General features: G+C 61.2%; 23 protein-coding genes. 5 read left to right on the forward strand and 18 right to left on the reverse strand.

Going from position 1 to position 22,996, the window contains the following annotated elements; genetic code table 11:
- Positions 1-499 precede the first annotated feature (499 nt).
- The 3 genes from PZN02_RS17850 to trmFO all read left to right on the forward strand — a co-directional run bounded on the left by PZN02_RS17850 (position 500) and on the right by trmFO (position 2,791).
- Positions 500-643: a DUF1127 domain-containing protein gene (locus tag PZN02_RS17850; protein ID WP_280659260.1), complete on the forward strand. Its 144-nt coding sequence runs from the start codon at positions 500-502 to the stop codon at positions 641-643.
- Positions 644-1,059: 416 nt separating this feature from the next.
- Positions 1,060-1,203, forward strand: coding sequence for a DUF1127 domain-containing protein (locus PZN02_RS17855; protein WP_136504522.1), 144 nt, complete (start codon positions 1,060-1,062; stop codon positions 1,201-1,203).
- Positions 1,204-1,363: 160 nt separating this feature from the next.
- Positions 1,364-2,791, forward strand: a complete 1,428-nt coding sequence (gene trmFO, locus PZN02_RS17860) for a methylenetetrahydrofolate--tRNA-(uracil(54)-C(5))-methyltransferase (FADH(2)-oxidizing) TrmFO (RefSeq protein ID WP_280659261.1) — start codon at positions 1,364-1,366, stop codon at positions 2,789-2,791.
- Here trmFO and PZN02_RS17865 read toward each other — a convergent pair.
- From PZN02_RS17865 to yajC, 5 genes are all read right to left on the reverse strand, one after another.
- Positions 2,788-3,243 (reverse strand): hypothetical protein, encoded by a 456-nt coding sequence (locus tag PZN02_RS17865; RefSeq protein ID WP_280659262.1) that lies wholly within the window; start codon positions 3,241-3,243, stop codon positions 2,788-2,790. The two genes, trmFO and PZN02_RS17865, sit on opposite strands and share 4 nt — an antisense overlap.
- Before the next feature lie 96 nt (positions 3,244-3,339).
- Entirely contained in the window at positions 3,340-4,182 is an 843-nt protein-coding gene (locus PZN02_RS17870) for a phytoene/squalene synthase family protein (protein ID WP_280659263.1), read from the reverse strand.
- A gap of 18 nt (positions 4,183-4,200) precedes the next feature.
- Positions 4,201-4,587 (reverse strand): Mth938-like domain-containing protein, encoded by a 387-nt coding sequence (locus PZN02_RS17875; protein ID WP_280659264.1) that lies wholly within the window; start codon positions 4,585-4,587, stop codon positions 4,201-4,203.
- Positions 4,588-4,589: 2 nt separating this feature from the next.
- Positions 4,590-7,151 carry a protein translocase subunit SecDF gene (secDF, locus tag PZN02_RS17880; protein ID WP_280659265.1) on the reverse strand — a complete coding sequence of 854 codons (2,562 nt, stop codon included), beginning with the start codon at positions 7,149-7,151 and terminating at the stop codon, positions 4,590-4,592.
- 50 nt (positions 7,152-7,201) lie between these two features.
- Positions 7,202-7,534: a preprotein translocase subunit YajC gene (gene yajC, locus PZN02_RS17885; protein ID WP_280659266.1), complete on the reverse strand. Its 333-nt coding sequence runs from the start codon at positions 7,532-7,534 to the stop codon at positions 7,202-7,204.
- A gap of 314 nt (positions 7,535-7,848) precedes the next feature.
- On the opposite strand from yajC, the gene PZN02_RS17890 reads away from it, so the two are divergent.
- A complete protein-coding gene (locus tag PZN02_RS17890; RefSeq protein WP_280659267.1) occupies positions 7,849-8,724 on the forward strand; it encodes an ATP-binding protein in 876 nt (291 codons plus the stop codon).
- Positions 8,725-8,757: 33 nt separating this feature from the next.
- Here PZN02_RS17890 and PZN02_RS17895 read toward each other — a convergent pair whose 3' ends face one another.
- The gene (locus PZN02_RS17895; RefSeq protein ID WP_425336298.1) at positions 8,758-10,227 is read right to left on the reverse strand and encodes a peptidoglycan DD-metalloendopeptidase family protein; all 1,470 of its coding nucleotides are present in this window, start codon (positions 10,225-10,227) and stop codon (positions 8,758-8,760) included.
- Between PZN02_RS17895 and PZN02_RS17900 the strand changes: the two genes are divergently transcribed.
- The gene (locus PZN02_RS17900) at positions 10,151-10,330 is read left to right on the forward strand and encodes a hypothetical protein (protein WP_280659269.1); all 180 of its coding nucleotides are present in this window, start codon (positions 10,151-10,153) and stop codon (positions 10,328-10,330) included. The two genes, PZN02_RS17895 and PZN02_RS17900, sit on opposite strands and share 77 nt — an antisense overlap.
- A 104-nt stretch (positions 10,331-10,434) precedes the next feature.
- Here the strand turns inward: PZN02_RS17900 and PZN02_RS17905 are convergent, their stop codons facing one another.
- The 12 genes from PZN02_RS17905 to PZN02_RS17960 form a co-directional block, all read right to left on the reverse strand.
- Complete coding sequence (locus PZN02_RS17905) at positions 10,435-11,085, reverse strand: biotin biosynthesis protein BioC (RefSeq protein ID WP_280659270.1); 651 nt, start codon at positions 11,083-11,085, stop codon at positions 10,435-10,437.
- Between the two features lie 248 nt (positions 11,086-11,333).
- Entirely contained in the window at positions 11,334-11,948 is a 615-nt protein-coding gene (locus PZN02_RS17910) for a protein-L-isoaspartate(D-aspartate) O-methyltransferase (protein ID WP_425336299.1), read from the reverse strand.
- Between the two features lie 35 nt (positions 11,949-11,983).
- A complete protein-coding gene (gene surE / locus PZN02_RS17915; RefSeq protein WP_280659272.1) occupies positions 11,984-12,754 on the reverse strand; it encodes a 5'/3'-nucleotidase SurE in 771 nt (256 codons plus the stop codon).
- A 25-nt stretch (positions 12,755-12,779) separates the two neighbouring features.
- Complete coding sequence (gene serS, locus PZN02_RS17920; RefSeq protein ID WP_280659273.1) at positions 12,780-14,063, reverse strand: serine--tRNA ligase; 1,284 nt, start codon at positions 14,061-14,063, stop codon at positions 12,780-12,782.
- Between the two features lie 152 nt (positions 14,064-14,215).
- Positions 14,216-15,058 (reverse strand): twin-arginine translocase subunit TatC, encoded by an 843-nt coding sequence (tatC, locus tag PZN02_RS17925; RefSeq protein WP_280659274.1) that lies wholly within the window; start codon positions 15,056-15,058, stop codon positions 14,216-14,218.
- On the reverse strand, positions 15,055-15,681 hold the full coding sequence (gene tatB / locus PZN02_RS17930) for a Sec-independent protein translocase protein TatB (protein ID WP_280659275.1): 627 nt from the start codon (positions 15,679-15,681) through the stop codon (positions 15,055-15,057). Before tatB ends, tatC begins: the two co-directional genes overlap by 4 nt.
- A gap of 74 nt (positions 15,682-15,755) precedes the next feature.
- Positions 15,756-15,962 (reverse strand): twin-arginine translocase TatA/TatE family subunit, encoded by a 207-nt coding sequence (locus PZN02_RS17935; protein ID WP_280659276.1) that lies wholly within the window; start codon positions 15,960-15,962, stop codon positions 15,756-15,758.
- 92 nt (positions 15,963-16,054) lie between these two features.
- Positions 16,055-17,164: an ABC transporter ATP-binding protein gene (locus PZN02_RS17940; RefSeq protein WP_280659277.1), complete on the reverse strand. Its 1,110-nt coding sequence runs from the start codon at positions 17,162-17,164 to the stop codon at positions 16,055-16,057.
- A gap of 80 nt (positions 17,165-17,244) precedes the next feature.
- Complete coding sequence (gene scpB / locus PZN02_RS17945) at positions 17,245-17,973, reverse strand: SMC-Scp complex subunit ScpB (protein ID WP_280659278.1); 729 nt, start codon at positions 17,971-17,973, stop codon at positions 17,245-17,247.
- The gene (locus PZN02_RS17950) at positions 17,966-18,784 is read right to left on the reverse strand and encodes a segregation and condensation protein A (RefSeq protein WP_280661535.1); all 819 of its coding nucleotides are present in this window, start codon (positions 18,782-18,784) and stop codon (positions 17,966-17,968) included. Before PZN02_RS17950 ends, scpB begins: the two co-directional genes overlap by 8 nt.
- Before the next feature lie 75 nt (positions 18,785-18,859).
- Positions 18,860-19,876 carry a beta-N-acetylhexosaminidase gene (gene nagZ, locus PZN02_RS17955; RefSeq protein WP_280659279.1) on the reverse strand — a complete coding sequence of 339 codons (1,017 nt, stop codon included), beginning with the start codon at positions 19,874-19,876 and terminating at the stop codon, positions 18,860-18,862.
- Between the two features lie 141 nt (positions 19,877-20,017).
- Positions 20,018-22,936 carry an SPOR domain-containing protein gene (locus tag PZN02_RS17960; protein ID WP_280659280.1) on the reverse strand — a complete coding sequence of 973 codons (2,919 nt, stop codon included), beginning with the start codon at positions 22,934-22,936 and terminating at the stop codon, positions 20,018-20,020.
- Positions 22,937-22,996 lie beyond the last annotated feature (60 nt).

Here is a 22,996-nt window from a genome sequence, read left to right on the forward strand (position 1 = left end):
GACCTAGCTCGCGAGAGACTCCCGATTGCACAATATTGAAGCAATTTCGCGGTGTTGCGCGCTCAAGCCATGCGCCAAATGCATGGATGCTATTCGGCGCGCGCCTCTGCACAAAACGCGTATCGTAGCTTATTTTACAACCATCGATCGGGCGGCGCACTCCTCCTCCCAGCGCACCCCGATACGGATTGGCGACACTCCTCCTCCCGGTTGCCAATCAGAACAAGCAACGCCCGCTGGACCTCCTCCCCCAGCGGGCGTTGTTTTTTGCGCCCTTTCCCTTTTGGATCCGTTCTCCTGCAACAGCCAGCGCGGGCCGGCGACGCGGCAGGACGTCAAGGGCGGGTCACGGGCAAGATGAAGGATTGCAATTGACGCATGGGTGCGATGCAGCATTGTCTCTGTATATGCCGATCAAATCGATTATATTTCAAACCATCAGATGACGGCCAGCAAGAGAGATAGAGCGCTGGCAAACGACCCTAGAAAGGATAGGATCATGAACCTCGCACGTTCTTTCAACAACTGGCGCAAGTATCGTCACACCTGCAACGAACTCGGCCGCATGAGCGACCGTGAGCTGAACGACCTCGGCATCGGCCGCAGCGACATTCCATACGTCGCTCGCCAGGCGATCAAGTAAGCCCAAGCACCGAATATCCATTTCTGAAACGCCCTCCAGCGTCGCTGGAGGGCGTTTTTATTTCGTCCTTGACCGACGGCGCATACGGCCGTCTCGCGACTGCGAAAGCCACCTTCGGCGCAACAAATTGCGCGCGCATCGGCTGCTCCATCCGAAAGGCCTTCAGTGCCGGCGCGACGCGAAAACCGTCGAAAACACAAGAGATTAACGCGCAGTCGAGCAATTTAGCCAACTTTTAACTTGTGGCGCGTTTTCGAGCGGCGAGAGCGCGGTGCTTACGAAATCGGCGATGCACTGCACAAACGCATAGCAGATGCATTTTCTTTGCACTCCATCTTCCAATTAGACAAGCGTATAAGAACCTCAACGACGCAGACAAATCACTGTCGCGACAAACTGATCTTGAGGACACGACCATGAACCCGATTCGCATTGCAAAAAGCTGGATCAACTATCGCCGCACTGTTGCCGAGCTCGGCAGCCTCTCGAACCACGCGCTCAGCGATATCGGCATTACCCGCTACGATATCCGCAACATTGCGGCTCGTTCTTTCCGCTAATCGGAGCGAACGTCCAAACATCCAAGACGGCGCCTGCTGCAGCAAATTCAAAGTGCTGCAGCGTCCCTTGCGCGTCTGATGAGACGCGCGGCGCTGTAGAGGCGCCGTTTTCGTTTCTTCGCAATTGGAACCGGAAGGCGGCTGTGATAGGAAGCCGCCCATGACAGCGAACACTTCCTATTCCCCCATTCATGTTGTCGGCGGCGGCCTCGCCGGATCGGAAGCCGCGTGGCAGATTGCCCAAGCCGGCGTACCGGTAATCCTCCACGAGATGCGCGGCGTGCGCGGCACCGACGCCCACAAGACCGACGGCCTTGCCGAACTCGTCTGCTCCAACTCGTTCCGCTCCGATGACGCGACCAGCAATGCGGTGGGCGTGCTGCATGCGGAAATGCGGCTCGCGGGCTCGCTGATCATGCAGGCTGCCGATCGCAATCAGGTGCCCGCCGGTGGAGCCCTTGCCGTCGATCGCGACGGCTTCTCTGCGGCCGTCAGCGCCGCGATCGATAGTCACCACTTGATCACGGTTGTCCGCGAGGAGATCACCGGGCTGCCGCCGAAGGACTGGGATCTTGCGATCATCGCCACCGGCCCCCTCACCGCGCCGGCTCTGGCCGAGGCGATCCGCGCGGAAACCGGCGCTGATGCACTCGCGTTTTTCGACGCGATCGCCCCGATCGTCTACACCGATACGATCGACATGGATATCTGCTGGCACCAGTCGCGCTACGACAAGGTCGGCCCTGGCGGCACCGGCAAGGACTACATCAACTGTCCGATGACCGAGGAGCAGTACAACGCCTTCGTCGATGCCTTGATCGCCGGCGACAAGACCGGTTTCAAGGAATGGGAGGGCACGCCTTATTTCGATGGTTGCCTGCCGATCGAAGTTATGGCCGAACGCGGGCGCGAAACGCTGCGTCACGGTCCGATGAAGCCGATGGGGCTGACCAACGCGCACAATCCCACGGTCAAGCCCTATGCCGTCGTACAGCTTCGACAAGACAACGCACTCGGCACGCTCTACAACATGGTCGGTTTCCAGACGAAGCTGAAATACGGCGCACAGGCGGAAGTCTTCCGGATGATCCCCGGGCTTGAAAAGGCCGAGTTCGCCCGGCTCGGTGGCCTGCATCGCAACACCTACATCAACTCGCCGACGCTGCTCGATTCGACCCTGACGCTCAAGTCCCGGCCGGGCCTGCGGTTTGCCGGCCAGATCACCGGTTGCGAGGGCTATGTGGAGAGCGCCAGCATCGGCCTGCTTGCCGGCCGGTTCGCCGCAGCCGAGCGCAAGGGCGAAACGCCGGTGCCGCCGCCGGCAACGACCGCCTTCGGGGCGCTTCTCAATCACATCACCGGCGGACACATCGTCTCCGACGACGAACCGGGCAAGCGCTCCTTCCAGCCGATGAACGTCAATTTCGGCCTGTTTCCGCCACTGGAACCGGGCGCTTTGACGAAACCGGACGGCGCCAAGCGTTTTCGCGGCAAGGAGAAGGCGCTCGCAAAGAAGCAGGCGACGGCATCCCGGGCTCTCAGCGATTGCGCAAGCTGGCTCGCCGTTCCGGCCCGGAAGACCGCTTAGTCGCTCGCCTGCGCCGCCGGCGGCTCATCGCTGAATTCCGATTTCGGGTTGAAGCTGCCGAGCAGCCAGAGCGAGACCTCCGCCGCCTCGGCGGCGGTCCGGAACTCGAAGTCGTTATCCAGGTAGGCGAAATCCGGAAAGTGCACGATCAGTCCGTGTCCGCTGTCGGAACTGTTCACCCGCACCTTGCCAGGATGAATGACGTGGCAGACGTAGTGCGTGCCGTGCGACTGGATAAAGCCCGCTTTGCCGTCGTGCAATCGAAGAAAGATCGCCTTCCTGTCGATGGTCGAATGCAAGGCTCGAATTGCTTCATCAGGGAAAACGCGGCCAAACTCGACCATCGCCGAGCCCGCGTCAGGATTGTCGAAATCCCGTTCGGCACGGGCGTTCATCCTCATGTAGAACGCTCCGACGGCGACGACCACCGCGATGAGCAACAGCCACAACATCACACAAGCCCCTTTCGGACGGCATGAATCCGGTAGCTCCCGCCTATACAATGTGAGACTTGCGCCGGCTTGACCAAGTGCAACTCCGGGGCTGGCTCAAAAGCGCTTGCGCCAGGTTGCGCGCCACATTCGCCATTGCCGCTGCCATTGGGCCGGCTGAATGGGGCGCTGGAGCAGACGCGCTCCCGCCTTTTCCGCCCGGTCGAACACCGGCTCGGCCAATGCCACCGGAGCGAAAGCGAAGAAATTCTGCGGAGAGATCGAGCCGATGCCCTGCCGCGCCTTGGCAAGATGATCCCTGCCAAAGCCGCAAAATGCGCTGATTGCCCGATCGATGGCCTTGGTGTCGCCGGCGGCCAGAAAAGTTTCCCGGTCCAGCCCGGTCGCACGCAGGAGATCTGCAGGAAGATAGACCTGGCCGCGCCGATGATGAATCGGCAGCAGCAAAAGGAGGCCGGCGACCGTCTGCGCGACTCCGGCATGTCCGGCGGCCTCCGCCGATTTCGCGGCGTTCGACGGATCAAGGATCAACGAGGAAAGCTGGATAAGGGCGGAAGCCGTTTCACCGGCATAGCCTTCCAGCGCCGATCTGTCCTGCATGGGATCGTCGTAAAGATCGAAAATCCGCGCATCGATCATGTTCTCGAGCACCGCGACCGGCAGATGATGTTCGCGAATGCACTCCAGAAGCGCCTCCGCCAACGGATGCCCCTCACCGCTCGATTGCTCGTTCGAGAGAATGTCACGCCACCATTGCAGTCGGATTTCGCCGGGAAGCGGCTCGTGTATCAAGTCGCGCACCCGGGCGATCTCCGCGTAGAATGCATAGAGAGCCGCAAGCGAGCGTCGCTTTTCAGGTGGGGAAAGCAGGCAAGCCAAGTATCGATCGCGATCTGTGTCCCGCAAGGTTGCGAGAATCTGAGTATCGGCCTCTTGCACGCACAGCTTCCTTCGAAATCACACCGCGATCAGGGCCGCGGCAACGGCGCGCGATTCGGCGAGCATGACGTTATAGGTTCTAACCGCCGCCCCGGTGCTCATCGGATCGGATGAGATGTTCTGCGCGCGCAACGCGGCCTTCAGCTCGGCCGGCAAGGGGCGGATTTCGCGACCCGTCCCCACAAGTAGCACTTCGATCTCACGCGCTTCGTCCAGCACACGTTTGAATTTCTCCAGCGAAAGCGGATCACCCTCGACCGCGTCCCACGCATAGACGCCGGACGGCAACATGAGGACCGAGCCGCGGTGAGACATCTCCGCGAAGCGGAAGCCGCCGTTCCCATAAGCGTCTATCGGCGCCCGCCCGGGAAAGTGCGCTTGGCGCATTTCGATGCCTTTTGCCATTATCAGGCCGTCCCTGTTGCCGCGTTCGGCTCGTCGTCGCGAGCGGGATTCTGCCCGCCGGCTCGGCCGCCTCGGCGGTTGAAGAGTATGAGAACCGGGCCCGCGATATAAATCGACGAGAGCGTTCCGACAACCACGCCGAAAAGCAATGTCATGCTGAAAGAGCGAAGCAGACCGTCGCCAAACAGATAGAGCGCTGCAAGCGCCAATATCGTCGTTACAGCCGTCAGGATGGTGCGTGAAAGCGTCTGGTTGATCGACGCATCGATGAGTACCGAGAGCGACATCTTTCGATAGCGTGTGTAATTCTCACGGATGCGATCGTAAATAACGACGGTATCGTTCAACGAATAGCAGACGATGGTCAGCAGGGCGGCAATGCTCGCAAGATTGAACTCGGTGCGCGTGACGACAAGGAAGCCGATGGTCAGCAACACGTCATGCAGGGTTGCTATCATCGCGCCGAGCGCAAATCGCCATTCGAACCGGATCCAGACATAGAGCAGAATGGCCAAGACCGCCGCGCCTATACCGAGGCTGCTGGCTCGTGTCAGTTCGTCGGAAGCGGCCGGTCCGACAACCTCAACCCGGCGGAACGTGTACTGGTCCTCCAGCTCAGCGCGAACCAATCCAATCGCGGTTTGTTCCGCATTGTCACCGGCCTCCTGTGAAGGAACGCGGACGAGGACGTCTCGTTCCGTGCCGAGTTCTTGAACCCGGACCTCCCCCAGGTTCAGCTCGTCAAGACGAGCGCGGATATCCGCGCTGTCGGCCGCGCCAGACTTTGCGCGAAGCTCGATAATCGATCCGCCCTTGAAATCCGCCCCGAAGTTGGGGCCTAGGCTGACAAGCAAGATCAGCGAAGCAAGCGACAGCGCGGCCATCAGAATAAAGACCGGATTGCGGATCGCCATGAACCGAATATCCGCCTCGCTGAAGAAACCGGTACGGATGCTTCGAGGCAATCGAGAGGGCCGGCGGCGGCGATACCATCCACGGACCAGTCGGCGTGTCAGGCTGTGGGCGGTCAGGATCGTCGTCACGCTCCCGATCGCAAGCGTCACGGCAAAACCACGGAAGGCGCCGGAGCCGAAATAGAAAAGAATGGCACCGGCGATCGCCATCGTCAGGTTGGCATCGACGATGCTGCTGAAGACGCGTGAAAAGCCGGTGTCGAGTGCCTTTCGCAGCGGTCCGGGGCCGCGCGCCTCCTCGCGAAGGCGCTCGTAGATGAGAACGTTCGAATCGACCGCCATGCCGATCGTGAGGATGATCCCCGCGATTCCCGGCAAGGTCAAAGTCGCGCCGATAAGGGAGAGCACCGCAATGATCAGCACCACATTCACGATGACCGCGATCACCGCAATCGCACCGAAGAAGCCATAGAACGCGATCATGCACGCCGCTACCGCGAGTGCAGCGATCATGCCGGCCTTGAGCGCGCTTGCGATCGCGTCAGTTCCGACACCAGGGCCGACGGTACGCTCCTCGACCACAGTCAGGGTCGCTGGCAGTGGTCCCGCGCGCAGCAAGGCGGCGAGGTTCTTGGTGCCGTCCTCGGACAGATTTCCTGAGATCCGGCCGGTGTCGCCGGTAACCGTTTCGGCAAGCCGTGGCGTCGACACCACCTGCCCATCAAGCACGATCGCGAACTGCCTTTTGGAATCGGCCTCCACAAGCGGCGTGATGCGCGCGAGCGCGTCGGCGTCGAGCTTGAAACTGACGACGGGCTCGCCGGTTGTCGGATCGTAATCAGGTTGCGCCTCGGCGAAATCCTCGGCCGCGACGAAGGCTCGCCTTTCGACAAGATAGGGAACCGGGGGATCGTCGAGCGAATAGAGGATCTCACTTGCTGCCGGCGGCCTCGTGTCGACCGCCTGTTGCACGGGCATCGATGGGTCGAGCCACCGGAAGGTGAGGTCGGCGCGCTGGCTGAGGAGATCCTTCAATCGCTGCGGATCGTCCAAGCCTGGCACTTGAACGACAAGGCGATCGTTGCCGCGCCGCTGTATCGATGGTTCTGCGAGACTGACTTCAGCAATGCGCCGGCGTACGACGTCGATGGCCTCGGTCACGGCCGAGGCCACCCTGAGGTCTATTCCCTCGTTGGTGAGCCGCAGGCGAACCACATCGCCCTGATCCGCCCCTTCCGAAACCAGTTCCTGAATCTGATTCCGAATGAGGCCGGCACTGTCGACGGGAGCGGTCAGTTGGCGCAATGCATCGCGCGCAGCCGGGACCTTCGTCGCATCGCGAACCCGGAACTGGATCGCCTGGCCGCTGCCCGACAGGCCCGTATAGGCGATGTCGGCGGTCCGCAGAGCCTTGCCGATCGTGTCGATCGTAGTCTCGAGCCGTTCGGCGATGATGTCGTCGCGGACGACCCTCAGCGTAAAGTCGGAACCGCCCTGGAGATCAAGTCCGAGCGGCACCTGCCGTTGCGGCGCCCACGCGGGCCATTGCGCGAGCTCTTCCTTTGAAAAAAGGTTCGGTAGAGCAAAAACAAAACCGGCCAGGACGACAAGCCAGATGATCGCGTTTTTCAGCGGCGAGAACTTGGGCATGCTCTGAATGCTCCATTCGCCGGCTCTGCCGGTTACGGTTCGGGCCCGGATTATTCCTTGACCGGCTCGCCCTTCACCCGAACCTCGGAAACCCCGCTGCGGACGACGCGAACCTTGATGCCGTCGGCGATCTCGACCTCGAGTTCAGCATCATCGACCACCTTGGTAACTTTGCCAACGATTCCGCCCCCGGTGACGACCTGATCACCGCGGCGAATGTTCTTCAGCAACTCTTCCCGACGCTTCATCTGCGCACGTTGCGGGCGGATGATTAGGAAATACATGACAACGAAGATCAGGAGGAAAGGCAGGATAGACATCAAAATGTCTGCACTGCCCGCGCTCGGGGCACCGGTCTGCGCAAAAGCTTCGGTAATGAACATCGATCGCTCCTTGAGTTCAAATTGCGCGGATCCTCCCGCGCGAAATCCGCCGGAATATAGGGGCGCGATGCCGCGACGCAAATCGGCCGCCCCCTATCCCTTTCCCCTGCCTCTGACACAAATTCCGCGGGAGGAGAACCCCCTGAACACTCGCGCTTGGCCTTTTCCAGCGCAAACCGTCGTGCTACCGGAAAAAACCTGCCGCGCGGTTTCCCTCACGGACAATTTCCGGAGGCAAACTCTACGGCAATTCAACGAATTACAGATGCACGCGGCGCCAGGCCAAGCGCAGAACGAATACCGGAGAGAAGCAGATGCAGGAAAACAAGATCGACATACTGATCAACGAGATGCAGAAGCTTTCGGCGGCTATCGAGCGGATCGCAGGCCCGCCGCCAGCCGTGAACGACTGGAGCCAGGCGGAATGTTTCGTCTGGGCGCCGGCAAATCGCCATCTGCAGCCGGTAGCAAAGCCGAACCGCATCGACCTTGCCCTGATCACCGGCGTCGATCACGTTCGTGACATCCTTTTCGACAACACGCTTCGTTTCGCTGAGGGTTATCCGGCAAACAACGTGCTTCTTTGGGGTGCGCGCGGCATGGGCAAGTCTTCGCTGGTCAAGGCGGTCCATGCGCGGGTCGCGCACGAAACCGGCAGTGCATTGAAGCTTGTCGAAGTGCACCGGGAAGACATCGCAAGCCTGCCGGTTCTGATGGAGATCCTCAAAGCGGCGTCGATGCCGGTCATCGTCTTCTGCGACGATCTTTCCTTCGACCATGACGATACGTCTTACAAGTCGCTGAAAGCGGTTCTCGACGGAGGCGTGGAAGGCCGCCCCGCCAACGTTCTGCTCTACGCAACCTCAAACCGCCGGCACCTGCTGCCTCGCAACATGATGGAAAACGAGCAATCGACAGCGATAAATCCATCGGAGGCGGTCGAGGAGAAGGTTTCACTGTCGGACCGTTTCGGCCTCTGGCTAGGCTTCTACAAGTGCAGCCAGGATGATTATCTGGCGATGGTCGACGGATACGCCCGCTACTACGACCTGCAGGTCGAACGGGAGACGCTGCATGCGGAAGCGCTGGAATGGGCAACGACGCGGGGATCGAGATCCGGCCGCGTCGCTTGGCAGTTCATTCAGGATCTGGCCGGCCGGCTGCGCCGGCAACTCGGCAATCCGGCATAATTTCGGCGGACCAAATCAAGTCCTGGAATTGCTCTATTCTAGATAGGTTGTTGGGTTCACCGGGGTGGCGTTCTTGCGGACCTCGAAATGCACCTGCGGCTGCGTCGCTTTGCCGGTCATGCCGGAGGCAGCAAGTGTCTGTCCGCGCTGCACCTTCTGCCCGCGCTGCACTTTGAGTTCCGAGGCGTTGCCGTAGACCGTGACCGTGCCGTCGTCGTGGCGAACCAGAACGGCATTGCCCAGTTCCTTCAGGCTGCTGCCGGAGTAGATGACCACACCGTTTTCGGCCGCCTTGATCGGCGTGCCTTCCGGCGCGGAGATGTTGATGCCGTCGTTGCGATTGCCGTCGACATTCGCGCCGTATCCGGCAACGACCGCGCCGCGTACCGGCCAACGATACTTGCTGATACCGGTCGACTTCGGCAGGTCTTCGTCGATGTCCGTCTTGGTCGCGACTTCCGAAACGCTCTCCTTGGCAACCGGCGGCTTATATTCGGCAGGTTTGCCCTGCTCGAGCGAAGCGACCTTGGTCTCTGCCTTCTTGGTCGGCACCGAAGCTGTCGCCAGCGCATCCGTTGCCGTAGGAGCCGCGCCCGGCATCTTCAGCTTTTGGCCGATGCGGATCCCCTCGGTCGTCAGGCCGTTCGCCTGCTTCAAAGCGCTGACCGATACGCCGTTCGCCTTGGCGATGCGGTTCAACGAGTCACCCGGCTTGACGGTGTAGAGGCCGTCGCCGCCACTACCCTGTCCCTTGGAGGCGAGCTTGCCTGCGGCGACATCGCTGCGGCTTTCGTTCTTTTCACGCGATTGGGTCTGACCAGGAAGAATCGCCGCTTCGCGCTTGTCCGCCGGCAGCGGCGACGGACGCTGCTTGCCGCCCTCGATATCGGCGATCGAGTTGGAGGCGGCCGCCTTCGCAGCACTGCTCGCAACTCCGAACGTCGGGATCACAAGGCGCTGACCGGGCTCTACCTGCCCAGCCGACTTCAACCCATTTGCCCTAAGAATCTCCTTCTCCGGAACTCCAAAGCGCTTCGCGAGGGTGGCGACGGTGTCGCCTTGGCGAACCATGACGGAGGGCGCGTTCTGCGTGCCCCAGCCGCCCTTGCTCGCCGGTTCCCTGGCCGCTGCAGGCAGAGTCTCGGCCTTGGCGACGGACTGCGCCTGCCGTTGCGTCGGAAGCGCCTGCGGTTGCGGTGCCGTCGCGGAGGGATCCGCCAACGCTGTGCGCTGAACACTCATCGGCGTCGAGGCGACACGCGCGCTGGAGACGGGCGCCGGGTTATAGGTGGCGTTCTGACCCGCGACCGGATACGGCTGACCATAGGACGCACCGGCTCCACCAGACGGAGCCGCCGCAAGCTGCCCGGTGGCAACATCACCGCGCGGCACTGGCATCGTATCCTGCGGGATGGAACTGGTCGTTATGTCGTCGGATCTTGAAAAAAGCCCGCTGAAGCGGCTGACATCCGAGCTGCAACCGGTGGCAGCGCCTGCCAGCAAGATCGCCGCACACAGGCGGATCGTGGACTTCCCTGCACTGGGAGATACAAATTTACGCATGACGCCTACCCACTCCGAACGCAACTCGCTGTGGAATGATTAAAGCGCATTAGAGTTACCGCTCGGTTAAGGGCGGCACCCAATTTGACGAAATGCTAACCATAGCCGGCGCGCCTTGCCTCTCGGCGAAAGACGCATGCAAAAGGCTTAGAACAGCTCGGAATAAAGCCGCTCGATCTCTGACACGGATCTGGGCTCAGGCGGCTGATCTTCGTAACTGATATTGGATTTGTCCCAGTCAAATCCCCTGCCCTCTGTCCTCAAAACCGAAGGCGGGACTTCCGCATGGACTGCCTTATCCTCGTCGAGGAAAACGCTGACCAGGGCTTGGAAATTGGCTTCTACATCGAGACCGCTTTCGGCGTCGTATTCGAGCGATCGCAAACCGGCAATAGCCGCCTCGCGTGTCCCGAAATAGCGCAGGCTGTTCTGATCCTCCGGACGGAGACTGTCGTAATAATCGATGAAGGCTCCGTAATAAGCCTTGTAATCACCGGTCTCGGCAAACCTGCCAAAGGCTTGGTATTCGCGTGATGCCAGCTGGGGCGAAGGATTGTTGTTCCACTCATCCCTCGTCAGAGGCGGCAACCGTTCCGGCGATTTTTTCGTTCGACTGAGATAGAGGAGTGCGTCAACCGACAGAGAGATACGCGGCGTTGGATCGAAGAAGCCCGTTTGCGCGGCTTGCGCGTCATTCTCATCCTTGTTTCCGGTCGCGACCTGGCCGGCCGAACGCCCGGCGAGATTGCCCAGGCCGTCGCCGGCCGTTGCCGCAGTCAACCTGTTTGCAATCTGCATCCGCCGTCTCCGTCATATGCACGATCTAACGAGAAACGCAGAACACGCGCGTATCGCGTCCAAAATCCGTCGTGCCGTTCTGACCTATGGCGGCAAGCTTGCGCGAAGCTGGAGTTAATTAAGAATCCATTAACCATTCACTCTAAAGGAGCCGCGAGGAACGCCCGGCAGGCTAGCCGACTACGACGATGATTTCCCCGCTTTGCTCCCGAAATAGCCGACTTTTCCAGTCAGGTCCGCCATGCACGTCACAGGAATGATGCAAGCTGCGGCACGACCGGAAGGTAAGGCGCGTCGAACAGGTCCTCGCGGTCGAACCGGCTGCCGGTGCGATTGACGCGAACGATCCGGCAGACCGTTTCGCTCATCATGATTGGGACCAGCAAGGTGCCGCCGGAGACCAGATGGTCGGAGAACATGCGGGGCAGGCTGTTGAATGCCGCGGTTATCAGGATGCGGTCGAACGTCCCCTCACCCGGCACGCCTGCGCTACCGTCGGCCTGCCTGACGACGACATTGCGAATGCCGGCCTTTTCCAGGTTCTTTTGCGCAGAACTCACCAGCGTCTGATATCGATCGATCGTCAATACGCGCTCGGCGATACGCCCCATCACGCCCGCCGTGAAACCGCTGCCGGTGCCCACTTCGAGAATGCGCTGCCCCGGCTTGATGTTCAGGCAATGCAACAGCCGCACGGCAAAATCATAGCCTTCCATGAACGACCCGCAATCGAGCGGTATCAATCGTTGGGAATAGGCCTCGACCTGGTATTGCGGTGGGGCAAAATGGCTGCGTGGCGTCTGTTCAACCGCCTTCAGCAGATCGTGATTCGCAATTCCTTCGCCGCGCAGTCGCAGCACCATCGCTGCAAATCCCTCCTGCTGGGAAACGCGTCCGTTCAAGCGACAGTCCCTTCTCGCAATGCGCGCGCTATACGATCCTGGACGGTATAGTCGGTCAAATCCAGTTTAAGCGGGGTTACCGAGATCTTGTTCTCGCGCAAAGCGTGAATGTCGGTCCCGTCACGAAAATCGCCGGCGCGCTCGCCGAAGCGCAGCCAGAAATACGGAAAACCGCGACCGTCGGTGCGCTCGTCGATGCTGAGCCCGAAATCAAGCTTGCCTTGCGAGGTGACTTCCACCCCAGCGACGGCTTCGGCGGCGCAATTCGGAAAGTTCAAGTTGATGAGCGTACCGACCGGCAACTCGACGTCCAGCAAAGTGCGGATCAATGCCGGCGCGTGAGTCTCCGCCACGTCCCACGGAACGTCCCTGCCGACCGCGTGCTGATAGGCCTGACTGAGCGCGATCGACCGGATTCCCTGAAGCGTCCCTTCGATGGCGCCGGCCACTGTGCCAGAATAGGTAACGTCATCAGCAAGGTTGGCGCCGACATTGACGCCCGAAAGGACCAGATCCGGCTTGCCGTCGAGAAGCTTCTTGGCAGCCATGATCACACAGTCGGTCGGCGTTCCCCTCAGGGCAAAGCGCCGTTCCGAGACCTGGCGCAGACGCAGCGGTTCGGAAAGAGTCAGCGAATGCGCAAGGCCGCTCTGGTCCACTTCCGGTGCGACCACCCATACGTCATCCGAGATTGTCCTCGCGATGCGCTCCAGCACCGAAAGTCCTTCGGCATGGATGCCGTCATCGTTCGTCAGCAGGATCCGCATTCCGGTTCTCTTCCGCTTCTCGCGCTCAGGCTGTTTTCTCGATGCGCCGTTGGCCGCCCATGTAGGGAATAAGGACGTCTGGCACAGCGACAGAGCCGTCCTCGTTCAGATAATTCTCGATAACGGCTATCAGCGCGCGCCCGACGGCAACGCCCGAACCGTTCAACGTGTGAACGAATCTCGTTCCCTTCTCCTCCTTCGCGCGGTAGCGCGCGTTCATGCGGCGCGCCTGGAAATCCCCGCAGACCGAGCAGGACGAAATTTCGCGGTAGGTATCCTGGCCCGGCAGCCAGACCTCAAGGTCATAGGTCTTGCGCGCGCCAAAGCCCATGTCGCCGGTCGAAAGCGTCATGACCCGATAGTGCAGCCCAAGGCGCTTCAACACCTCCTCGGCGCAGGCGGTCATCCGCTCGTGCTCGTCAATCGAGCTTTGCGCATCGGTGATCGAGACCAACTCCACCTTGTTGAACTGATGCTGACGCAGCATGCCGCGGGTATCGCGTCCGGCAGAACCGGCCTCCGAACGGAAGCACGGTGTCAAGGCGGTAAAACGCAACGGCAGCTTCTCTGCTTCGAGGATCTGCTCGCGAACCATGTTCGTCAACGGAACTTCCGCCGTCGGGACCAGCCAACGTTCATCCGTCGTGCGGAAGAGATCCTCCGCAAACTTCGGCAACTGCCCGGTCCCGTACATCGCGTCGTCACGGACGAGCAGCGGCGGCTGCACCTCGACATATCCGTGCTCCTGTGTGTGCAGGTCGAGCATGAACTGGCCGAGCGCCCGCTCGAGGCGAGCGAGCTGCCCCTTCACAATGGTGAAGCGCGAGCCTGCGATCCGCGCGGCGCCTTCGAAATCCATGAGCCCCAACGCCTCGCCGATTTCGAAATGCTCAAGCGGCTTGTGGTTCCAGGTCGGTTTTGCGCCGACAATCCGCGTCACGACGTTGGCCGCCTCATCGGCACCGACAGGAACATCGTCGAGCGGGACGTTCGGAATGCGCGACAGGGCATCCGAAAGCTCGGTATCGATGCGGCGGCTTTCTTCTTCGACCGCGGGCATGGTGTTCTTCAGTTCGGCGACTTCGGCCTTCAGCTTTTCGGCAAGTTCGCTGTTCTTCTGTGCCATGGCCGCGCCGATTTCCTTGGAGGCGGCATTACGGCGCGACTGCATTTCCTGCAGCGATTGAAGGATGGCGCGACGACGCTCATCGAGCGCGATCAAGGACGCAGACAACGGCTCCGCGCCCCGTTTCGCCAGGGCGGCGTCGAGCACATCGGCATTCTCACGGATCCATTTGATATCGAGCATAATCGTCCCACGCGTTGTTTACTGCATGAGTTCTCCTCAAATCGGCTCCGATTCAAGGAAAAATCACGCGGCGATTCAAAGTGCTACAGCGGCCTTTGCGCGTCTGAACAGACGTGAGGCGCTGCAGGTCACGGCGCGAGAACGTCAGACAGTCAGCCCTTCGCGGGTCCGGTCGTCTCGGAGGAACTTTCCTGCGAAGAGGCGATCTCGCTTGCGAGTGCGTCTCTCGCGCGCTGTCTTTCGACGAGTCGCGCCGTATAGATGGAAATTTCGTAGAGAAGGATGGCTGGCAGCGCAAGACCGATCTGGGACACGGGATCTGGCGGCGTCAAAACGGCCGCGACGACGAAGGCGATGACGATCGCGTATTTGCGCTTTTCGGCGAGCCCCTGGGCCGTGACGAAACCGACACGCGCAAGCAGCGTGGTGACAACAGGCAACTGGAAGACGAGGCCGAAGGCGAACACCAACGACATGATCAGGCTCAGATATTCCGATACTTTTGGCAGGAGTTGGATCGCAACCTGCCCTTCGCCGCCGCCCTGCTCCATGGCCAGGAAAAACCACATGACCATCGGCGTGAAGAAGAAATAGACCAGCGCGCCGCCGATGAGAAACAGAACCGGCGAAGCGATCAGGAACGGCAGGAAGGCTGCGCGTTCGTTCTTGTAGAGACCAGGCGCAACAAACTTGTAGATCTGCGACGCGATCACCGGAAAGGCGATCACCAGAGCGCCAAACATCGCAACCTTGATCTGGGTGAAGAAGAACTCCTGCGGCGCCGTGTAAATGAGCTCAACGTTGCGGTGGGTGAGGCCGGCCCAGCTCACTGCCCACTTGAACGGCAGGACGAGGAAGTTGAACAACTGCTTGGCAAAATAGAAGCAGACAAGAAAGGCGACAAAAAATGCGCCGACCGCCCAAATCAGCCTCGTGCGCAACTCGATGAGGTGCTCGATCAGTGGCTGCGGCCGGTCCTCGATATCGCCGCTCATGCGTCACCTTTCTTGCGCGAGGTCGCACGCGCCTTCTGCGTCTTGGTCTTGGTCTCGGCCTGCCGCTCGGCAGTTGACGAAGCTTTCTCGGCCCGTGGCTTCGTCGCCGCTTTCTTGGTTGTTGCGGCAGCAGGCTTCTTCGACGGCGCAAGCGCGGCTTTGGTCTTGCCGACGCTCTCCGCCTTTTTTTCTTCCACCTTCGGTTCGTTTGCCGTTGCAGCAGGAACCTCAGCGGGCTTCGCCACGGTTTCCACCGGAGCTTCGGTCTTCGTCGCCTCAGCCGCAGGCTGTACCGGCTCCGGCTGCGCCGGCTTGTCCGGCGTCGTCGCCTTCTGCAGATCGGACTTGATCTCGTTTCCAAGCTGGCGCAGCGGATTCATGGCGTCCCGCAACGCCGCGGTCGGATTGAGACTTTGCGCATCGCTGATCGTCTTGCGCACCTCATCCAGATCGGCTTCCCGCAAGGCCTCGTCGAACTGATGGCGAAAATCTGCCGCCATCCCGCGCATCTTGGACGTCATGCGCCCAAAGGCCCGCAGCATTGGCGGCAGGTCCTTCGGTCCAACGACGACAATCAAGACGATTGCGATAACAACAAGCTCGGTCCAGCCGATATCAAACATCCGACGTGCCCTAAAAAAACGTGACGCGAACGACCGGGTGGAAGAGTCCGCCCGGTCTCGCCAGCTTTTGCTTGTTAGCGGACTTCGTCAGACTTGTGCTCGACGGTCTTGCCGTCGATCGGCTTGTCGGTCGGAGCGGCGTCATCGTCGCCCATGCCCTTCTTGAAGCTCTTGATGCCCTTGGCGACATCACCCATCAGTTCCGGAATCTTGCCGCGGCCGAACAGCAGCAGGATCACCACCAGGACGATCAGCCAATGCCAGATGCTAAAGGAACCCATGCACTTACTCCCTTAGGGCCTCATTCAATCAAAGCCCATCACGTTGTCAATTTTCAGGCGTGCCGCCGGCAAGCCCTCATTCCCGATGGACCCTAGGATGTTGAGGCGTCTTTTTCAAACAGCAATATGTCGCGCTCGTTAACGGAAAGCGTGACGTCACGCAATCCTTGTGGCAACAGATCGGCGCGGATACGTGCCCGCACTGTACGCTCGAATTGCGGCACGGCAAGCTCCAACAGCTCGACGACGCCGAGAAAGCGTCTCGACAGGATGCGCGCAGGAATATCGCCGCCCTCCTCCTTGAGGTGAACGCCAGAGAGCCTGACTGCGACGCTCAAGGGCTGTCCCTCTTTGTAATGTCCCGCGGGCACGTCTCCGAGCGGCGTTTCGACGCGACCGCCCCGCACACGCGCATCAAAGACATTTATCTCGGAAAAGAACCCGGCTGCGAAGAGGTCGCGCGGTTTGCGATAAAGCTCATCGGCCGTACCGACCTGCACCAGGCGCCCGTCTTTCAACAGGGCGATGCGATCGGCCATGCGCATCGCCTCCTCGGCGTCATGTGTTACGACGATTGCCGTCGCACGCGTCTCGCGCAGAATGGCGAGCGTATCGGCGCGGATTGAATCCTTGAGGCGAGAGTCGAGGCCCGAGAAGGGTTCGTCCATCAGCAAGACCGCAGGTCGCGGCGCAAGCGCGCGGGCAAGTGCAACGCGCTGCTGCTCGCCGCCCGAGAGCACATGGGGATAACGGTCGGCGTAATGCAGCAGGCCCACACGCTCCAGTGCCGCATCCGCCTGCACCAGCGCCGCCTTCTTGGGCAGCGCCGTCAATCCAAAGCAGACGTTGTCGCGGATCGTCATGTGAGGAAAAAGCGCGAAATCCTGAAACATCAGTCCGACGCCGCGCTTCTCGGGCGGGAGAAAGACCGACGGGCCGGAAATTTCCTGTCCGTTCAGGAGGAGACGACCGCTGGTCTGCATCTCGATGCCTGCCGCGATGCGCAGCAACGTCGTCTTGCCCGATCCCGATGGGCCGAGCAGGCAAAGCACTTCGCCGGCTTTAGCCGTGAGCGTGAAGCCCTTGATCGTTTCCTTGGAATGATAGCGGTGGCTGATATCCTCGAATGCCAGGCTCGCCGCGAATGACACTCCGGACCGTCGCATTGCCATGACGGCGCCGTTGTATGCGTCTGAAACCATGCTCATTCATTCCTTGAACCGGAGGCCTGGCGGCGAAACGCCGGTACCCGGATCTAAAGCCGATATTCCTAGTCAGGATTTTAATCGTCTTCTTCAGCCTTCGGTGTCAAGAGGCCGAGTTCTTCAAGGTCCATTTGCGTAATGGGATCCTCGTTCTCGGAGAGTTCTTCCTCGCCGGCCGGAACCGGAATGTGCAGATTGGATGGAATGCGCCCGGATAGGAGGCCGGCACCCTTCAGTTCTTCGATGCCTGGGAGATCGCGAATTTCCTCCAGGGCGAAATGATCGAGGAAATCCCGCGTCGTTCCGAACGTTACGGGCCGTCCCGGGGTTCGCCTGCGCCCGCGAAAGCGCACCCAGCCGGCCTCCATCAACACGTCCAGCGTCCCCTTCGACGTCTGCACGCCGCGTATGTCCTCGATTTCCGCGCGGGTCACCGGCTGATGGTAGGCGATGATCGCCAGCACCTCGAGGGCGGCCCGCGACAATTTCCTGACTTCCTGTTCGTCCGTCTGGACGACAAAGGAGAGGTCGGCAGCTGTGCGGAACGCCCAGTGGTCGGCAACCTGGACAAGATTGACGCCACGCGCGGCATAGAGTGCCTTCAACCGCGCCATGATGCGCCCGACGTCGGCGCCACGGGGAAGCCGGCTCGCGATATAGGTTTCGGAAATGGGCTGAGCCGATGCGAAGACCAGCGCCTCCGCGATCCGCTCGGCTTCCCGCTCGAGCCTGGGATCGAGGGTAACCGCTTCGTGCTCCTCCTCTTCGTCCGGCAACCCCGGCAAGTACTTCTGCGCTTCAGCCACGCGCTGCCTCCATTTCCGCCAGGGTTGCCGCGTCGATCGGCTTTGGTCCACGCCGTAGATAGATGGGCGCGAAGGCACCCTCCTGCCGGATCTCCAACCTTCCTTCGCGAACCATTTCGAGTGACGCGGCAAAGGAGCTCGCGATCGCCGTTGCGCGCTCTTTCGGGCTCGTCATGTAGCGGAGGAGAAAATGATCAAGCGCCGTCCAATCGTCGAGACTGCCGATCATCCGCGCCAGGATCAGGCGCGCATCGGACAGCGACCAGACATGGCGTTTCTCGATCGTCACCTGCGTTATCGCCTGACGCTGCCTGAGGCTCGCATAGGCGGTCAACAGGTCATAGAGGGACGCGTCGTAACCCGATCGCTTTTCGGCGACGATATGTTCCGGCGCACCGCGCGCGAAGACGTCGCGGCCGAGCCGGTTTCTGTTGACGAGCCTTGTTGCGGCGTCGCGCATGGCTTCGAGCCGCTTCAGCCGGAACGCCAGCGCCGAAGCCATCTCCTCGCCGGAGGGCCCCTCATCCTTGGCCTGTTGCGGGAGCAGCAGGCGTGACTTGAGATAGGCAAGCCACGCGGCCATGACGAGATAGTCGGCCGCGAGCTCGATGCGGATGGAACGGACGCGCTCGATGAAGGCGATGTACTGTTCAGCAAGCGCCAGCACGGAGATCCGTGAAAGATCGACGCGCTGACTGCGCGCAAGATGGAGCAGCAGGTCGAGCGGGCCTTCGAAACCGGCAAGGTCGACGACGAGGGCTTCCTCATGCAATCCGCGATCGGCAGCCTCGTCCTGCCACAAAGGCTCCATCGGTGCCTTTGCTCCAGGTTGGCCCTGCCATTCGCCCGTATTGCTCACCAACTCGCCTTTCCGCCGCTTTCTCGCCTAAGCCAAGGCGAACATCACGTTGAACTCCGTCCTCAATGCATCCTGGTCGGCATCGTCCGGCTTCCGGAAGGCTGCCTCCGCAGTTCTTGCGCGACGCAGCCGATCGCCCGACAGGACCGGAACGACATCCGCAACGGCCCTCATTTCTTCCATTATGCCATGACAATGCAAGACGAGATCAAGGCCGGCGCCAATAATGCCACGCGCGCGAGCAGCCATATCCCCGGCAAGCGCATTCATCGAAACATCGTCCGACATCAAAAGCCCATCGAAACCGATATGGCCGCGAATGATTTCGCTGACGACCTTTGGCGAAGTCGTGGCCGGATTGTCGGGATCGATCGCAGTAAAGACCATATGCGCCGACATGGCCATGACTTCGTCCTTCATGGCGATGAAAGGGAGGAAGTCGCTTCGCTGCAATTCCTCGATGCTGGCTTCCACAACGGGCAAGTTGTGGTGTGAATCCACGAACGTGCGGCCATGGCCCGGCATGTGCTTCATGACCGGCAGCATGCCGCCCGCTTTCAGTCCCTCACTCATTGCACGACCGATCGCGGTCACCGTCTCCGGATCATGCCCATAGGCCCGGTTGCCGATGACGTCATGGCTCCCCGGCACCGGCACGTCGAGGACCGGCAGGCAATCGACGGTGATGCCAAACCGCATCAGGTCGAAAGCGTGGAGGCGCCCCATAAGCCACGCTGCACGCAGCCCCTGCTCCCGGTCCCGACGATATATCTCGCCAATCGCGGCACCGTTCGGGTATTGCTGGACAAGCGGCGGCCGGATGCGCTGGACGCGACCGCCTTCCTGGTCGATCAGCACCGGGGCGTTCGGATTATCGATGCTGTCGCGCAACCCGGCGACGAGATCGGAGATCTGATTTTCCTCGCCGATGTTGCGACCGAAAAGGATGAAACCCCAGGGGCGCTCGCCGTCAAAGAACCTGCGCTCTTCTGCGGTCAGGGAAAGGCCTTTGCAGCCGGAGATAAATGCTTTTGATTCGCTCATGCCAGAATCATAGTGCGCGCGCCGTTCGGCGCGAAGTCACAAAGCCGCACTTCCTCGATCATTCACAGACAAAGCGTCGTTCCACAAAAGAAAAGAGCGCGACATTTCTGCCGCGCCCCGCTTTGTTGATCTTTCCCGGACTTACTTCGTAACCAGGCAGCTTCCGCCTGCGCTCTTGTAGCGGGAGCAAAGCGCATTGGCCTCCTCCCGCGAGCCGGCCGGAATACGCACTCGATAGTAGGTCCCCTTGCCGGCGATCTCAGCCTTGCGAATATCGACGCCGCGGCCGCCGATGACACTGCCGAACTTCGCGGAAAGGCTGTTGTAGCTCTTCTGCGCTTCGGCTTCAGAAGGCAGCGAGGCGATCTGGATCACGTAGCTGCCGGCAGGCACGGAGGCGGTCGCAAGCGGTGCGGCCGGTGCTGCATTTGCCGTTTCCGTCGCGGGTTCGTTTTTCGCAGGCGTTTTCGCGGCATTCGCAACGGCCTGGCCCGCCGGACGCGTCTGCGGCACGGGCGCCGCTCCGCTGCCAATCGCTGTTGTCTTCACGCTGCGGACAGCGACCTCCTCGAGGGGAGCATCGCTAGGCGCAGCCAGGGCAACCTTCTCGACACCGGCAGCCGGTTGCTCGCTGGCACGCAGCTCAGATCCGGCATCGGCGACGGTCGCGGCACCCTTGGAGCCCGAGGCCGCGGCCTGACCGGAAGCGGTCGCCGGAATGGATTGTTCGTTGACACTCGCCGTCGCGTCGTTCGCCGGCGGAGCCGCCGGCTCTTCGCGAGCGACCAGCGTGCCGTCGGGCTTGACGATCATCGTGCGGACCTTGCGCGGAGCCACCGCAGGAGCTTTTTCCTCCTCGGCCGCCGCAGCGTCGCTTGTGTCTCCGTCAGGCAGCAGGCGCGCCACTTCCTCCTCATCTGCCGGGGGAGTGGCCGTCATTACGTCACCATCCTCGCTGCCTTCCAGCGGCAAAGTCTCTGGCGTCAGCGTTTTCTGTACTACATCCATCGGCTCTTCGGTCGAGGAGACCAACGCCCCCTGGCGCGGTACATCCCCCTGAGCTCCGGCGACACGATCGTAGACGGCCTTGTCCTGGTTCGGTACGGTCTTGCCGCCCTTCTCTTCCGGGACAACCTTTACCGGATTCTTGTCCGCCAGGATGATCTTCGGGCCGTCGCCAGTGAGGGTGGCACTGCTGCCCCCCATCCAGGCATAGACGCCGGCACCACCGAGAATGATGACGCCCGCTACGCTGGCGGCCAGAAGCATCGTGCGTTGGGAGCGGCGACCATAGCCCTGCTCGCTATATTCCGCGGCGCGATCCAGTCTCGGCGCCGCCAGGCGTTCCGTGTCCTTGGCCGCGTTCTGACGCTCGGCCATCGAGCGATGGAAGTCTTCTTCCATCGCTTTTTCAAATTCGTCGAAATCATCGACCGCCAAGGCTTGAGGACTTGGCTTCGCCGCTGCGGCATCAGCACGGTGATCGTCGACACGCGGAGCGCCCCGGGGCGCCGGCGTGCTGAAAAGCTGCGCCATTTCCGCGTCGATATCGAGATCGTAGTCGGTCGCAAAGGCGGCCGGTTTTTCTTCGACATCCAGAGCCGGCAACTGTGGCACGTCGACGTCCGCTATCGGCGCCACGCCGCTTTCCGGCTCGGCGATCATTGCGGGATCGAAAGGCAACGCGCTTTCGGCCGGTACTTCTTCCTCTACGACCGCCGTCGACGCCCGCGGCTCATCGCGGCGGACTTCGGCTTCAGCCGAGACGGACAGCGCCTGCAGGAAGGGCTGTGCCGCCGGCTCGACCAATGCAGGATGCGCAACGACCGGCTGCTCAACTGCTGCCTGGACCTCTTGCCGTGCATCAGTCTCCGGCGGGTCTATATCCAGAGCAAGGTCCGACAATTCAAGCTCGAAATCCTCGATGTCGAAGCTCGGTTCCGGCTCGACCGCAGCCACTTCCTGAACGGGCTCCGGCGCTGGCGGTGGCGATGCGACTGGCGTGGCGGGAGTTTTTGCGACGACAGGCTCGGCGATCGGCGCGGCGAAGGCGCGCTGCTGCGATGCGCCAGAGGCGGACGCAACCGGCGTCGCACGGCTGAAGGTGGGCTTAAAAGGATAGCTGCTCTTCTTGACCGGCGCAGCGGGGGACGCATGGATCGCCGGGTGGGCCTCCACGGCCGCCGCCAACAGACCTGTCGCGACCGGCACAGGAAAACGCTCGACATCGGCAAGAAGACGGTCGACCTCATCCTTGGAGCCAGACGCGGCCACAGCCGGTGCTACGGCAGCATTGCCAATCGGCGCGGCCGTTTGCTCGTTGCTTCTGGCAAGCTCATCCGCCATGTCGATAAACAGCGCATCCGAGCTCTCTGCAGGTTCGGCGGCCCGAGCGGCGGCAGCGTGAAGCGCAAGCGGTACGTGCAGGGCGTCAAAGGCGGGCGCATCGAAGGCTTCACTCCGGCCCGAGTGCGACTGAATGCTGCCACTCGTGTAGACAGCTTCGGAACCTTGGGAATCCTGTGCAAGCGACAGATCTTCGTAGCCGAGCGAGAGTTCGAGCTCGCGCTCCAGATCGACGGCCGGATGGATTTCCGCGAACTCGCCAACATCGACGACATCGAGATCGGCCGGCGCCACCGTATCGGCAACCGGAGCATCCAAAGCAGGATCGTTGTCTCGATCTTCGGCTGGTTCGGAAATTGGAGAAACGCGATCTTCGACCGCAACGACCGCGGACTCGGCAGCCGGCTCAATGGCGTCGGCGTGATACTGCTCCGTCACGCCGCCGGCGACCGGATGCTCGACAAGCCCGCTATCCGGGTGAACCGCAACAGCGCGCGGAGCGTCATAGCTATCGAACTCGCGGAGAAGCTCTTCCTCAAGGTCGAAGGCAGGATCCCGCCGGACGGCCTCCTGGTGCCGCTGCAGTTCTTGCAATTGCTGAACGGCTGGCCGAGCATCGTAACCGACAATGCGGGCAAGTTCGCTCAACGGATCATCGTCGGCCAATACATCGAATTCTGCCGGCCCGCTTCGTGCGAATTGTTTGTCTGCCATACTCTCCACTCACAATTGCCTGCGTTCGTTTGCCAGTGCATTGTGGGGAAATGGTGACAA

The sequence above is a fragment of the Sinorhizobium garamanticum genome (genome assembly GCF_029892065.1).
Lineage (GTDB): Bacteria > Pseudomonadota > Alphaproteobacteria > Rhizobiales > Rhizobiaceae > Sinorhizobium > Sinorhizobium garamanticum.

Coding starts and splice junctions, on each gene's coding strand:
- PZN02_RS17850 (WP_280659260.1), top strand. CDS start 500: ATGAACCTCGCACGTTCTTTCAACAACTGGCGCAAGTATCGTCACACC.
- PZN02_RS17855 (WP_136504522.1), top strand. CDS start 1,060: ATGAACCCGATTCGCATTGCAAAAAGCTGGATCAACTATCGCCGCACT.
- trmFO (WP_280659261.1), top strand. CDS start 1,364: ATGACAGCGAACACTTCCTATTCCCCCATTCATGTTGTCGGCGGCGGC.
- PZN02_RS17865 (WP_280659262.1), bottom strand. CDS start 3,243: ATGTTGTGGCTGTTGCTCATCGCGGTGGTCGTCGCCGTCGGAGCGTTC.
- PZN02_RS17875 (WP_280659264.1), bottom strand. CDS start 4,587: ATGGCAAAAGGCATCGAAATGCGCCAAGCGCACTTTCCCGGGCGGGCG.
- secDF (WP_280659265.1), bottom strand. CDS start 7,151: ATGCCCAAGTTCTCGCCGCTGAAAAACGCGATCATCTGGCTTGTCGTC.
- yajC (WP_280659266.1), bottom strand. CDS start 7,534: ATGTTCATTACCGAAGCTTTTGCGCAGACCGGTGCCCCGAGCGCGGGC.
- PZN02_RS17890 (WP_280659267.1), top strand. CDS start 7,849: ATGCAGGAAAACAAGATCGACATACTGATCAACGAGATGCAGAAGCTT.
- PZN02_RS17900 (WP_280659269.1), top strand. CDS start 10,151: ATGTCGTCGGATCTTGAAAAAAGCCCGCTGAAGCGGCTGACATCCGAG.
- PZN02_RS17905 (WP_280659270.1), bottom strand. CDS start 11,085: ATGCAGATTGCAAACAGGTTGACTGCGGCAACGGCCGGCGACGGCCTG.
- PZN02_RS17910 (WP_425336299.1), bottom strand. CDS start 11,948: ATGGTGCTGCGACTGCGCGGCGAAGGAATTGCGAATCACGATCTGCTG.
- surE (WP_280659272.1), bottom strand. CDS start 12,754: ATGCGGATCCTGCTGACGAACGATGACGGCATCCATGCCGAAGGACTT.
- serS (WP_280659273.1), bottom strand. CDS start 14,063: ATGCTCGATATCAAATGGATCCGTGAGAATGCCGATGTGCTCGACGCC.
- tatC (WP_280659274.1), bottom strand. CDS start 15,058: ATGAGCGGCGATATCGAGGACCGGCCGCAGCCACTGATCGAGCACCTC.
- tatB (WP_280659275.1), bottom strand. CDS start 15,681: ATGTTTGATATCGGCTGGACCGAGCTTGTTGTTATCGCAATCGTCTTG.
- PZN02_RS17935 (WP_280659276.1), bottom strand. CDS start 15,962: ATGGGTTCCTTTAGCATCTGGCATTGGCTGATCGTCCTGGTGGTGATC.
- PZN02_RS17940 (WP_280659277.1), bottom strand. CDS start 17,164: ATGGTTTCAGACGCATACAACGGCGCCGTCATGGCAATGCGACGGTCC.
- PZN02_RS17950 (WP_280661535.1), bottom strand. CDS start 18,784: ATGGAGCCTTTGTGGCAGGACGAGGCTGCCGATCGCGGATTGCATGAG.
- nagZ (WP_280659279.1), bottom strand. CDS start 19,876: ATGAGCGAATCAAAAGCATTTATCTCCGGCTGCAAAGGCCTTTCCCTG.
- PZN02_RS17960 (WP_280659280.1), bottom strand. CDS start 22,936: ATGGCAGACAAACAATTCGCACGAAGCGGGCCGGCAGAATTCGATGTA.